General features: G+C 70.1%; 1 protein-coding gene (running past one end of the window). It reads left to right on the top strand.

Going from position 1 to position 15,082, the window contains the following annotated elements:
* Positions 1 to 15,082, top strand: partial view of a non-ribosomal peptide synthase/polyketide synthase gene (locus ABZX86_RS37645; protein WP_355130821.1) — the 5' portion only. 2,888 nt of this gene lie beyond the right edge of the window; 15,082 of the gene's 17,970 nt are visible here — the first part of the coding sequence; the start codon lies at positions 1 to 3; its stop codon lies beyond the right edge, outside the window.

Consider the following 15,082-nt stretch of genomic DNA (forward strand, 5'->3'; position numbering starts at 1 on the left):
GTGCAGGGTACGGAGTTGGGTGGAGTCGGAGCGGGCAGCGATCGCGGAGTGGGCAGTCCCCCCGCATCGGAACCGTTTCCCCTCACGCCCGGGCAGCTCGGCCTGTGGTACGCACAGCTCCTCGATCCCGAGGTTCCGCTCAATGTGGTCAATTACGTGGATGTGCGCGGACCGCTCGACGCACCGGTGCTCGAGCAGGCGATCAATGCCGCCATCCAGGAATTCGAATCCCTCGTGGTGCGCCTGGTCGAGATCGACGGGCAGCCCCGGCAATTCGTCGACACCGGGAATCGGTTCGACGTTCCCCTGATCGACCTGCGTGCCGACGCCGATCCGCTGGCCGCCGCCGAAGCCTGGATGCGCGCCGACTACACCGCTCCGGTGGATCTGCTGCACGGCAGCCTGTTCGCGAGCGCGGTGCTGCGGGTCGCCGACGACCATCACCTCTGGTACCTGCGTGCGCATCACATCGTGATCGACGGTTTCGGCGCCCTCACCACCATGATGCGCATGACCGAGCGATACAACGCGCTGATGAGCGGTGTCGAACCGTCCGTCATCGAGCCCGGTTCGCTGCGCGAGCTGGTCGCCGGCGAACAGGACTACCGCGACAGCGAGCGTTTCCTCGAGGACCGCGAGTACTGGGCCGGCCGGGTGCGCGGCCTGGAGGCCACCACGCTCAACCGGCGCACCGCCCCGGCCGCGGCCACCAATCTGCGACTCGGCCGGCTGCTGCCGCCGCGGGTGCTGCAGCGGCTGCACGAGGTCGCCGCCGCGCACGGGGTGAAGTTCGCCGCCGTCGTGGTCGCCGCCTTCGGCGCATACCTGGCGCGGCTCACCGATCGGGACGAAGTGGCGATCAGCCTGCCGGTGACGGCGCGTACCGATGATCTGACCCGGCGGTCGGGAGGCATGCTCTCGAATATCGTGCCGCTGCGGCTGGCGATCGGCCCGGCGGCCACCTGGGCCGATCTGCTGGCAGCCGCCCGGACCGAACTGTCCGCCGCGGTGCGCCGCCAGCGCTACCGCGCCGAGGACATTCGCCGGGACGTCGACCGGGACGGGCAGCAGACCCGGCGGGCGCTGTTCGGTCCGCAGGTGAACCTGATGATGTTCGACGTCACCCTGTCGATCGACGGTGCGCCCGCGCGCTTCCACATGGTCAGCTCGGGCCCGCTCGAGGATCTGGGCCTGCAGATGTACTACGCCGATGCGGGCAAGGTGACGCTGGAGCTGGAGGCCAATCCGAACCTCTACGGCACCGACGAACTCGCAAGGCATCACGCGCGTTTCACCACTTTCCTGGAGCGGCTGCTGGAGCTGGATCCCGCCGCGCCGCTCGCCGCCGTCCCGGTGCTCACCGAGCTGGAACGCGAAGTGAGCCTGCGGATCTGGAACGACACCCGCCGCCCGGCGGACGCCGAGGCCACGCTGGTGTCGATGTTCGCGGCGCAGGTGGCGCGCACCCCGGGCGTGGTGGCGCTGCGCTACGCCGGGGAACCGGCCACCGAACTCACCTATGCCGAACTGTCGGGTCGCGTGAATCGCCTTGCCCGCCATCTCATCTCGCTGGGAGTCGGTCCGGAGACCATGGTGGCGCTGCATCTGCGCCGCTCGCCCGAGCTGGTCACGGCGCTCTACGCCGTGCAGGCGGCGGGCGCGGCCTATGTGCCGCTGGACCCGGATCATCCGGCCGAGCGCACCGGGCACATTCTGGCCACCGCGCGACCGGCGGTCGTGCTGACCAGCACCGTGGATCGGCCCGCGGCCGACTTCGACGCGCCGGTGCTGTGCCTGGACGAACTGGACCTCGCCGATTACTCCGACGCGCTGCTCGCGCCGTCGGAACTGCTTGCGCCGCTGCGCCCTTCGAATACCGCGTACGTCATCTTCACCTCCGGTTCCACCGGTCTGCCGAAGGGTGTGGCGGTCAGCCACGCGGCCATCGTCAATCGCCTGGTCTGGATGCAGGCCGAGTACGGCCTCACCGCGGCCGATGTGGTGCTGCACAAGACGCCCGCCACCTTCGACGTATCGGTGTGGGAGTTGTTCTGGCCCTTGCAGATCGGCGCGACCATGGTGGTCGCGACACCGGACGGGCATCGGGATCCGGCGTATCTGGCGCAGGCCATCACCGCTGAGGGCGTGACGGTCGCGCACTTCGTGCCCGCCATGCTGTCGGTCTTCGTCGGCGAGCTGGTCGCGGCCTCCGCGCGCGGCATGCGGCTGCGCCTGGTCTTCGCCTCCGGTGAGGCGCTGCCCGCCGCGACGGCGCAGCGCCTGCGCGCGCTGACCGGCGCCCGGCTGCACAATCTCTACGGCCCCACCGAGGCGGCGGTCGACGTCACCTTCCATGAGGTCACAGACTTGGACATCGACGGTGTGCCGATCGGCGCCCCGGTGTCCAATACCCGGCTGTACGTGCTCGATTCACGTCTACGGCCGGTCCCCGTGGGGACCCCGGGTGAGCTGTATCTGTCGGGGGTTCAGCTCGCCCGGGGCTACGTGGCGCGACCGGGGTTGACGGCCGAACGGTTCCTCGCGGACCCGTTCGCCGGACCCGAGGAGCTCGGCCGCCCCGGTGAATTGATGTACCGCACAGGAGATCTGGTGTGCTGGACGCCGGAGGGCGAACTGCGCTACCTGGATCGCACCGACTTCCAGGTGAAGCTGCGCGGCCTGCGCATCGAACTGGGCGAGATCGAAACCGTGCTGGCGGCAATCGATTCCGTACGCCAGGCGGTCGTGCTGGTGCGCGATGAGCAGTTGGTCGCGTACGTGGTGCCGTCCGAGCCGGGTGTGCTGCCCGCCGCCCAGTTGCGGGCCGAGGCGGCCCGGGCGCTGCCCGCGTACATGGTTCCCGCCGTATTCGTCGGGCTCGAGGCCCTGCCGCTGAACTCCTCCGGCAAGCTGGATCGCCGGGCGCTGCCCGATCCGGAGCGCACGGTGGTCCGCTACCGCGCTCCGGAATCGGTGGTGCAGCGTTCGGTGGCGGCCGTCTTCGGTGAGGTGCTCGAGCGCGAGAGCATCGGCCTGGACGACGACTTCTTCACCCTGGGCGGCAACAGCTTGATCGCCACCCGGGTGGCGGCGCGGCTGAGCGGCGATCTGGGGTGCCGGATCGGCCTGCGCGAGATCTTCGGCGCACCCACGGTGGCCGCGCTGGCGGCTCTGGTGGAGCGCCAATTCCTCGACGACGATGCCGAATTCGGTACGTCGGTACCGGAATTGGCCGTCCGGGAGCGCCCGGAGGTATTGCCGCTCTCGCCCGCGCAGCAGCGCATCTGGTTCATGAACCGCTTCGATACCGCGAGCGCCGACTACAACATGCCGTTCGCCCTGCGCCTGCGCGGCGACCTGGATGTGGCGGCGCTGCGCGCGGCGGTCGCGGATGTGGTGGCGCGGCACGAGGTGCTGCGCACCGTCTTCCCGCAGACCCCGGCCGGTCCGGCCCAGCGGGTGCTGCCGGCGGCCGTGCTGTCCCCGTTCGTGCTGGAGTCGTTCGCGGAATTGTCGCTGCCGGATGTCGGCATGGCGGACTTCGAGTCGATGGGTGCGGGCCTGATCGCCGGCACCGACCTGATCGTGTCCGTCGAGCCGATCGCGGCGGCGGACCTGGATGCCGAATTGCGCGGTTTCGCGGAGCGCGGATTCGACCTGGAGAACGAGATCCCGTTCCGGGCCCGCCTTTTCGAGGTGTTTGCCGAGGGGCAGGTAGTCGACGATAGCAATCTTTCAGCTAACGAACATGCGCTGGCCGTTGTGCTGCACCACATCGCCGCCGACGGGTTGTCGCTGCCGGTGCTGGCGCGGGATCTGGTGAACGCCTACACCGCTCGCCGCGAGGGGCATGCTCCGGGCTGGACCCCGCTGGCGCTGCAGTACGCGGATTACGCACTGTGGCAGCGGGAACGGCTCGGCGATGCCGCGGATCCGCATTCCCTGCTGGCGCAGCAGTTGTCGTTCTGGACCGATACCCTCGCGGGCGCTCCGGAGCAGCTGGATCTGCCGTCGGATCGGCCGCGCCCGGCTGTGGCCAGTGGCCGTGGCGGTGTGCATCAGCTAGAGATACCGGCCGGTCTCCACGTAAAGCTGCTGGAAACGGCTCAGCAGCAGGGTGTTTCGGCCTTCATGCTGGTGCACGCGGTGGTCGCGGTGCTGCTCTCGCGGCTTTCCGGCGAGGACGACATTGTCATCGGCACGCCGGTCGGCGGTCGCGGCGAACGTGAACTTGACGAACTGATTGGTATGTTCGTCGGCACCCTGCCGCTGCGCACGCAGCTCGACACGCGCGTACCCTTCACCGAATTCCTAGGCGCCGTACGGGAATCCGATCTCGCCGCCTTCGCACACGCCGATGTGCCGTTCGAGCAGCTGGTCGAGGTCCTGAATCCGGCACGCTCGCAGGCGCGTCATCCGGTCTTCCAGGTATCGCTGTCTTTCACCGGCGTCGGGAATATCGGTGTCGAACTGCCCGGATTGCTTGCCACGGCGGGTACGCTGGACACCGGAGTGGCTAAGTTCGACCTATCGATCGCGGTCACCGAAAGCTTCGCCGGTGCCGGTCCCGGGGAAGGTCCGGCACCGGCGGGGATTCACGCGGAATTCTCTTTCGCCACGGATCTCTTCGACCCCGCCTCCATTTCCGTTCTCGCCGGGCGCTTCCTGCGTCTGCTCGAGGCCGCCGTCACCGCTCCCGCGACCGTCGTCGCCGAGCTCCCCCTGCTCTCCGAGCTCGAGTACACCGACCTCACCACCCGCTCCGGTGGCGCGGTGGCAGCCACCGGGCTACTGCCCGGCGTACTCGAGGAAGCCGTCGAGGCAGATCCCGACAATATTGCCATTTGCGACGAACGTCGCGCCCTCACCTACGGCGAACTCGACGCTGCCTCATCACGTTTGGCGCGCCTGCTCATCAGTCGCGGGGTGGGTCCGGACGATCTGATCGCCGTGGGTGTGCCACGCTCGATCGAACAGGTGACCGCCGTCTGGGCCGTGATCAAGTCCGGTGCGGGCTGGGTGCCGGTGGATCCGGGCTATCCGGTCGAGCGCATCACCCACATGGTGACCGATTCGCGCGCGGTGCTGGGTCTGACCACCGTCGCGGCCCATGCCGCCATGCCCGCCGTACTGCCCTGGCTGCTGCTCGACGATCCCGAGTTCCGCAGTGCCTGTGCCGCTTTCGAAGACACGCCGATCGGAGATGCGGACCGGGTGCGGCCGCTGCACGCGCAGCACATCGCCTACACCATCTACACCTCGGGTTCGACCGGTCTGCCCAAGGGCGTGCTCGTCACGCACGCGGCGCTGGTGAGCCTGGCGGCCGAGCAGACCGCGCACTACTTCGGACATCCCGGTGCGCGGGTGCTGAGCGTCGGTTCGCCGTCGTTCGACATCTCGGTCATGGAGCTGCTGCTGGCCGTGAATTCCGGTGCCACCATGGTGATCGCGCCGGCCGGTGTCACGGTCGGCGCGGAACTGGCCGACTTCGCCCGGGCGCAGCGGGTGACCCATCTGGGTATGACCCCCTCGGCCGCGGCCTCGCTCGATCCCGCGACGCTGCCCGATGTGCAGTCGATCGCGGTCGGCGGCGAAGCCGTTCCGGCGGAACTGGTCCGGCGCTGGATCGCGGCCGGCCGGATCATCGTCGATGCCTACGGCCCGACCGAAACCACCGTTGTGGTCAATATGTCCGAGCCGCTGCGGGCCGGCGAGCCCGTCCATATCGGCCGTCCGATCCGCGGTGTGCGGGAATGGGTGCTCGACAGCGCGCTGCAGCCGGTGCCGGTGGGCGCCACCGGTGAGTTGTACGTCGCCGGTGCGCAATTGGCGCGCGGCTACCACGGCCGCCCGGAGCTGACCGCGAACCGCTTCGTGGCCTGCCCGTGGGCGCCCGGTCAGCGCATGTACCGCAGCGGTGATCTGGTGCGCTGGAATGCCGACGGCACCGTGACGTACCTGGGCCGCAACGACTCCCAGGTGAAGGTGCGCGGCTACCGCATCGAACTCGGCGAGATCGAGGCCGTGCTGGCCGAGCACGAGCAGGTGCGCCAGGCCGTGGTCGTGGTGCACAGCGATGCCGCCCGCGGTGATCAGCTGGTCGCCTATCTGGTCGCGGCCGATGCCGCGGCCGGGGTGCCCGTCGAGACGGTGCGCGCGAGCCTGCAGGGCCGCCTGGCGCCGCATATGGTGCCCACCGCGTTCATGGTGCTCGATGAGCTGCCGATGACCCCGAACGGCAAGCTGAACCCCCGCGCCCTTCCGGTGCCGGAGTTCGCGGCGCGCGAGTTCCGGGCGCTCGGCTCCTCGGCGGAGCGTCTGGTCGGCGCCGCCTTCACCGAGGTGCTCGGCCTGACCACCCCGATCGGCGCGGACGACGACTTCTTCGAACTCGGCGGCAATTCGCTCATCGCGACCCGGCTGACGGCCCGGCTCGGTGCGGCCCTGGACGCCCGGGTGCCCGTGCGCCTGATTTTCGACGCCCGGACGGTCGCCGAACTCGCTTCCGCGCTGGCCGAATTCGCCGGCACCGGCGGCCGCCCGCCGCTGGTGGCGGGGGAGCGGCCGGAGCTGGTGCCGCTGTCCTACGCGCAGCAGCGCATGTGGTTCCTCAATCGCTTCGACACCGATTCGGTGGCCGACAATCTGGTCGCCGCCATCCAGCTCACCGGGCCCCTGGATCGCGCCGCCCTGGCCGCGGCCCTCACCGATGTGATCGAACGCCACGAGACGCTGCGCACCGTCTACCCGGCGGTGGACGGCATCGGCTACCAGCGGGTGCTGCCGATCGCCGAGTCCGCCGTCGATCTCATCGCCGAGGAGGTCGATCCGGCTGCCCTCGACGAGCGCATTCGAGCACTCGCGACCACCCCGTTCGCGGTCGGCGACGAAGCGCCGCTGCGGTTGACGCTGCTGCGTCCCGCGTCCACTGGCGATACCGAGCACGTGCTCGTCTTCGCGGTGCACCACATCGCCGCCGACGGCTGGTCCATCGCACCGCTGACCCTCGACCTGATGGCCGCCTACTCCGCGCGCCGCGCCGGAACCGCGCCGCAGTGGCCCGCGCTGCCGGTGCAATACGCCGATTACGCGCTGTGGCAGCGTGAGCTGCTCGGCGCCGCCGAGGATACGGAATCGGTACTGGCGCAGCAGTTGCGCTTCTGGCGCGACGAGCTGTCGGGGCTGGCCCCGGAACTCGCGCTGCCGGCCGATCGGCCCCGCCCCGCCGTCGCTTCCGGCCACGGCGCGCGATACGAATTCGCCCTGGACGCCGGACTGCACACCCGACTGCGCGAGATCGCCGAACAGACGCACGCCTCGCTGTTCATGGTGCTGCACGCCGCCTTCGCCGCACTGCTGGCGAAAACCTCCGGGCAGTCCGATATCTCGATCGGCACCCCGGTGGCCGGTCGCGGCGAGCAGGCGCTGGACGGCCTGGTCGGCATGTTCGTCAATACTCTCGCGCTGCGCACCGAGGTCGCGCCGCGCGGCTCCTTCGCCGAGCTGGTCGCGTCGGTGCGCGATACCGATCTGCGTGCCTTCGCGCACGCCGATGTGCCGTTCGAACGCCTGGTGGAGGCGCTGAATCCGGTGCGCACGCCGGGCCTGCACCCGCTGTTCCAGGTGGTGCTGGATCTGCAGAACACCGCCACCGCCGATTTGGCGCTGGACGGCCTGCGGGTGTCGCGCCTGGATATCGACACCCACACCGCCAAATTCGATCTGCAGTTGACGCTGGCCGACAGCACCGACGGCGGCCTCTCCGCCGTATTCACCTATGCCACCGATATTTTCGAGGCCGAGGGCATCGCGGTGCTGGCGCGCCGGTTCGAGCGGGTGCTCGCGGCGGTGACGGCGGACGCGGAGATCGCGGTCGGTGATATCGAGGTGCTCGATGCCGGTGAACGGCAGCGGGTACTGCACGAATGGTCGGTCACCGGTGCGGACGGCTCCGAAGACGACACGCTCGCAGCACGTTTCGCGCGGGCCACGCTGCTGGACCCGCAGGCCCCCGCGGTCCGCTCCGGCGAGGTCACCCTCACCTACGGCGATCTCGATGCCCGCGCCAACCGGCTCGCCCGCCGGCTCATCGCCGCCGGTGTCGGCCCGGAATCGCTGGTGGCGGTGGCCCTTCCGCGTACCGAGGAGCTCGTTGTCGCCCTGCTCGCGGTGCTCAAGGCCGGTGGCGGCTACCTGCCCATCGACCCGAACTACCCGGCGGACCGCATCGAGTACGTGCTCGCTGATGCCCGCCCGGTCTGCGCCATCACCAGTGCCGCCGCGAATCTGCCCGCGGGCTGGTTCGGTGGTCCGCTGCTCGATCTGGACACCGTGGAGCTGGCCGGTTTCGCCGACGGCCCGGTCACCGATCAGGACCGCCGCGCGCCCCTGGATCCGGGCAATGTCGCGTACGTCATCTACACCTCCGGCTCGACCGGCCGCCCCAAGGGCGTGCTGATCCCGCACCGGAATGTGGTGCGGCTGCTGGACAATACGCAGCGCCTCTTCGAATTCGGGCCGTCGGACGTGTGGACCATGTTCCACTCCTACGCCTTCGACTTCACGGTGTGGGAGCTGTGGGCGCCGCTGCTGTCCGGCGGCAGCGTCGTGGTGATCGACTACTTCACCTCGCGCTCGCCGCAGCAGTTCCGGGAACTGCTTGCCGCGCAGCGGGTTACGGTGCTGAACCAGACCCCGTCGGCCTTCTACCAGCTGATCGCCGCCGATCAGGCGCACGACCTCGACGATCTGGCGCTGCGCTGGGTGATCTTCGGCGGCGAGGCGCTGGAACCGGCGCGCCTGCGCGACTGGTTCGCCCGTCATCCGCAGACCCCCGCGCTGGTGAATATGTACGGCATCACCGAGACCACGGTGCACGTCTCGCATCGGTTCATCACCGCCGAAACCGGTTCCGCCAGTGTCATCGGCGGCGCGCTGCCGGGTCTGACGGTGCGCGTGCTGGATTCGCGGCTGCGCCCGGTTCCGGTCGGCGCTCCCGGCGAGATCTATGTCTCCGGTGGGCAGCTCGCCCGCGGCTACCTGGCCCGCCCGGCGCTGTCGGCGGCCCGCTTCGTGGCCGACCCGTTCGGCGCTCCCGGCGAATCCGCCTACCGCACCGGCGATCTCGCCCGCTGGACCACACAGGGCGAGCTGGAGTACCTGGGCCGCGCCGATCAGCAGGTGAACCTGCACGGCTTCCGGGTGGAGCTCGGCGAGATCGAGGCCGCGCTGCTGGACGAACCGCACGTGCGTGCCGCGGCGGTGGTGGTCCGCCATGACGAGACCGTCGCCGAGGGCCGGATCGTCGGCTACGTGGTGACCGACTCCGCCGTCGATACCTCGGTCCTGCGCCAGGCGGTGGCCCGGCGGCTGCCCGAGCACATGGTGCCCGCCGCCCTGGTGGTCATCGACCGAATCCCGTTGACCGTCAACGGCAAGCTGGATCGCGCCGCCCTGCCGGCCCCGGCCTTCGAAACCGCCGCCTACCGCGCGCCCGCCACGCCCGCCGAGGTGGCGGTGGCACAGGTCTTCGCCGAACTGCTCGGCATCGAGCGGGTCGGCGCGGCCGACGACTTCTTCGCGCTGGGCGGCAGCTCACTGCTGGCGGCCCGGGCGGTCGCCCGCCTCGGTGTGGCCCTCGACTGCGAGATCCCGGTGCGCGCGCTGTTCGAAACACGCAGTGTGGCAGCGCTTGCCGCGTATGCGCACGAGGTCTCGGGCGCGGGTGCGCGACTGGCACTGACCCGGCGGACCCGCCCGGCCCGGCTGCCGCTGGCGCCGGCGCAGCAGCGCATGTGGTTCCTGAACCGGTACTGGTCCGCCGAGCAGACCTCCGGTCCCGGTGCGGCAGCGGACAATATCCCGCTGGTCATCCGCTTCTCCGGTGCGCTCGACACTGCCGCGCTGGCGGGTGCGCTCGCCGATCTGGTGCAGCGGCACGAGACCCTGCGCACCGTCTACCCGGACGGTCCGAACGGACCGGAACAGGTGATTCGCGGTGTCGCGGAGAGCCTTCCGGCCCTGACCGCCGAGCGCATCGACGAGTCCGAGGTGGATGCCCGGCTGGTCGCCGCCGCCACCCGCGGTTTCGATCTGACCGTCGAAACCCCGCTGCGCGCCGCACTGTTCACGGTGTCGGAGACCGATCACGTACTGGCCCTGGTGCTGCATCACATCAGCGCCGACGGTTACTCGCTCGGCCCGCTCGCCACCGACCTCATGACCGCGTACACCGCCCGCCACGCCGGCGCGGTTCCGGACTGGCAGCCGCTGCCCGTGCAGTACGCCGACTACGCCCTCTGGCAGCACGAGGTGCTGGGCTCGGACGCCGATCCGGACTCGGAATCGGCACGGCAGTTGGACTACTGGCGCACCCGGCTCTCCGGCCTGCCCGAACAGCTGGATCTGCCCGCCGACCGCCCGCGCCCGGCGGTGTCGACGCAGCGCGGCGGCACCCACCGCAGCACGGTCGACGCCGACCTGCACGCCGAGCTCGCCGCCCTGGCCCAGAAACTGGATGCCACCCTGTTCAGCACGGTGCACGCCGCGCTGGCGGTGCTGCTGTCCCGGCTGTCCGGCACCTCGGACATCGCCATCGGCACCCCGGTCGCCGGTCGTGGTGAGCAGGCACTGGACGGTCTGGTCGGCATGTTCGTGAACACGCTCGTACTGCGCACCGAGGTCGATCCGGCCGCCGGATTCGACACCCTGCTGGCCGGTGTTCGCGCCGGTGACATCGCGGCGCTCTCGCACGCCGACGTGCCGTTCGAACGCCTGGTGGAGGTGCTCGCCCCCGCCCGGGCGCAGAACCGGCATCCGCTGTTCCAGGTCGCGCTGACCTTCCAGAACTTCCCGCTGCCCACCCTGGTGCTGCCGGAACTGCTGGCCGCGCCCGCGCAGATCGAATCGGGCGTGGCCAAATTCGATCTGCAGTTCACCGTCACCGAGACCTGCTCCGACGGCGGGCAGACCGGTGGCCTGGATATCGAAATCACCTACACCCGCGACCTTTTCGACGCCGAGAGCATTGCCGTGCTGTCGCGCCGCTTCGAGCAGGTGCTGGCGGCCGTGGCCGCCGACTGCACCGTCGCGGTCGGCGATATCGAGCTGCTGCGCGCCGATGAGCGGGCCCGGGTGCTGACCGAATGGAATGCCACCACTCGCGAACTCGAACTGCCGGAAGGCGCCGCCGCCACCCTGGTTTCGCTGTTCGACGCGCAGGTGCGGACCACTCCCGAGGCGATCGCGGTCGTCTTCGGGGAGACCACCGTGACCTATGCCGACCTGGCGGGCCGCGTGCACCGCCTGGCCCGCAGACTCATCGACGCGGGTGTCTGCGCGGAATCGACTGTCGCACTGGCCATCCGCCGCTCCGTCGATCTCGTCGTCGCCATGTACGCGGTGCTGGAGGCCGGCGGCGCGTACGTACCGCTGGACCCCGATCAGCCCGCCGACCGCATCGAATACGTGCTGGACACCGCGCGCCCGGTCGTCATCCTGACCACCACCGGCGACGACTTCCGCACCGAGGACATCGCCCCCGTGCTCGCCGTGGACGCACTGGACCTCACCGGCTACGACAGCACGCCGGTCACCGCCGCGGAACGCCCTGTCCCGCTGCGGCCCTCGAACACCGCCTATGTCATCTTCACCTCCGGTTCGACCGGCCGCCCCAAGGGTGTGGCCGTGGAGCACAGCGCGATCGTGAACCGCCTGCTGTGGATGCAGAGCGAATACCCGATCGGCGCGGACGACGCCGTCCTGCAGAAGACCCCGGCCACCTTCGACGTCTCGGTCTGGGAGTTCTTCTGGCCCTTGCAGACCGGCGCTCGCCTGGTCGTCGCCAAGCCGGACGGCCATCGTGATCCGGCCTATCTGGTGCGGGTCATCGCCGAGGCGGGCATCACCGTCGCACACTTCGTGCCCTCGATGCTCTCGCTCTTCGTCGCCGCCCTCGATGACGCTCCGGCCGCGGATCTGCGGCTGCGCCAGGTCTTCGCCTCCGGCGAGGCCCTGCCCGCGAGCACCGCGCAGCAGCTGCGCGCCTCGACCGGCGCGGCGCTGCACAATCTGTACGGCCCGACCGAGGCCGCCGTCGACGTGACCCATCACCAGGTCATCGATGCCGACCTCGCCTCCGTCCCGATCGGCCGCCCGGTCTGGAATACCCAGCTGTACGTGCTGGATTCGCGCCTGCACCCCGTCGCGCCCGGCATCCCGGGTGAGCTGTACCTGGCGGGCGATCAGCTGGCCCGCGGCTACCTGGACCGCACCGATCTGTCCTCGGATCGTTTTGTCGCCAACCCGTACGCCGCCGGCGCCCGCATGTACCGCACCGGCGATCTGGTCAAGTGGACCACCGGGAGCGGCGAATCGGGTGCCGCGGGCGAGCTGGAATACCTCGGCCGCACCGATTTCCAGGTCAAGCTGCGCGGTCTGCGCATCGAACTCGGCGAGATCGAGATCGCGCTCACCGCACTGGATTCCGTCGCCCAGGCCGTGGTGGTCGTCCGCCCGGACGAGCGCCTCGGCGATCAGCTGGTCGCCTACCTGATCGCCGCCGCCGCGGCCATCGATGTCGACTCGGTGCGGGCCGCCCTGTCCGCCGCCCTGCCCGGCTATATGGTCCCCGCCGCCTTCGTTGTGCTGGATGCCCTCCCGCTCAACGCTTCCGGCAAGCTCGACCGCCGTGCGCTGCCCGCGCCGGTATTCGAGGCCAAGGTCTTCCGTGCTCCCGCGACTCCCGCGGAGAAGACCATCGCGGATGTCTTCGCGGATCTGCTCGGTGTCGAGCGCATCGGCCTGGACGACGACTTCTTCGAGCTCGGCGGCAGTTCGCTGCTGGCCGCCAAGGCGGCCGCCCGGCTCAGCGGTCTGCTCGGCGGCACGGTCGGCGTCCGGCTGCTGTTCGAGGCGTCCCGGGTCGGGGATCTCGCCGCCCGGGTCAGCGCCGCAACCGGTGCGGTTCTGCGTCCGGCGCTGGTCGCCGGGACCCGCCCGGAGCAGCTGCCGCTCTCACCGGCGCAGCAGCGCATGTGGTTCCTGAACCGCTTCGACGGCAATTCGATCGCGTACACCATTCCGCTGGCCCTGCGCCTGACCGGTGAACTCGATGTGGCCGCGATGCAGGCCGCCGTCGCGGCCGTGGTCGGCCGCCACGAGACCCTGCGCACCGTCTACCCCGAGACCGAATCGGGTCCGGTGCAGGTGATCCTGCCCGCCGAGCGGGCCGTGCAGGCGCTGCAGCCGATCGATATCACCGAAGCCGAACTGCCGCAGCGCATTCTGGAGCTGGCCGCCGCCTTCGACGTCACCGCCGAGGTGCCGGTGCGCCTGCGCCTGTTCCGTATCACCGATGCCCGTCGCACCGAATACGTCTTCGCCGGCGCCCTGCACCATATTTCGGCCGACGGTTCCTCCGTGGTGCCGTTCGTGCGCGACCTCATGCACGCCTACGGCACGCATCTGGCGGGCCAGGCCCCGGTGTGGTCGCCGCTGTCCGTGCAGTACGCCGACTACGCCCTGTGGCAGCGTGCCCTGCTGGGCACCGAGGACGATGCCGAATCGCTGTCGGCACAGCAGATCTCGTTCTGGCACGACACCCTCGCCGGTCTGCCCGATCAGCTGGATCTGCCCACCGATCACCCGCGCCCGGCCCGGCAGAGCCTGCGCGGCAAGCACATCACCGTTCCCGTCGACGCCGAACTGCACGCCCGCCTCGCCCGGGTCGGCCGCGCACACGGCGCCACGCTCTTCATGGTGGTGCACGCCGCGTTCTCCGCCCTGCTGGCCCGGCTGTCCGGCACCGCCGACATCACCGTCGGCACCCCGATCGCCGGTCGCGGTGAGACGGCACTGGACGACCTCATCGGCATGTTCGTGAACACCCTGGTGCTGCGCACCGAAATCGCTGCCGCCGAACCGTTCTCGGCACTGCTGAACCGGGTCCGGACCGCCGATATCGCCGCCTTCGCCCATGCCGACGTCCCGTTCGAGCGCCTGGTGGAGGTGCTGAACCCGCAGCGCTCCACCGCCCGGCACCCGCTGTTCCAGGTCGGCCTGTCCTTCCAGAACCATGAGCGGGCTGCCCTGCGGCTGCCCGGCCTGTCGGTCACGGAGGTCGAATTCGACAATGAGATCGCCCAGTTCGACCTGCACCTGTTCGCGGTAGACCACTACGGCCCGGCCGGTGTGCCCGCCGGCATGGACCTCACCCTGGGCTACGCCACCGACCTGTTCACCGAGGCGACCGCGGCGCGCTTCAGCGCCGCACTGCGCCGCGTACTGGAAACCGTTGCCGCCGAACCGGAGACGGTGGTCGGCGAGATCGATCTGCTGGGCGCGGAACTGCGCCGCCAGGTGCTCACCGAGTGGAATGCCACCGAGCGCGCGGTCGATCCCGTCACCCTGGTGGATCTGGTCGACAGCCAGGTCGCCGCCACCCCGGACGCCGTCGCACTGCTCAGTGCCGATGGTGAGATCTCGCTCAGCTACGCGGAATTCGACGCCCGGGTGAACCGGCTGGCGCGGCTGCTACTGGCCGGCGGCGTCGGCCCGGAGCGCACCGTGGTGCTGGCCATGCGCCGCTCCATCGAGCTGGTGGTCGCCATGTACGCGGTGGTCAAGGCCGGTGGCGCCTATGTGCCCATCGATCCGGACCATCCGGCCGAGCGCATCACCCACATCGTGGATACGGCCGCGCCGGTCTGCGTGCTGACCACGGTCGCCGACGGCGTCCCGTTCGAGACCGTACTGCCGGTGCACCGGGTGGATCGCCTGGACGACACCGCCTACTCGGCCGCGCCGATCACCGAGGGCGAGCGGGTCAGCCCGCTGCGCGAGCACAATCCCGCGTACCTCATCTTCACCTCGGGCTCCACCGGCACGCCCAAGGGCGTCGCGGTGCCGCACGCCGCCATCGCAAACCAATTGCAGTGGCTGCGAGGCACTTTCGAGCTCGGCGCGAGCGATCGCGCCCTGCTGAAGACGCCCGCCACCTTCGACCTGTCGGTGTGGGAATTCTGGTCGCTGCTGACCACCGGCGGCAGCCTGGTGGTGACCGCGCCCGGCGACGAGCGCGATC

The organism is Nocardia sp. NPDC006630, assembly GCF_040611495.1.
Lineage (GTDB): Bacteria > Actinomycetota > Actinomycetes > Mycobacteriales > Mycobacteriaceae > Nocardia.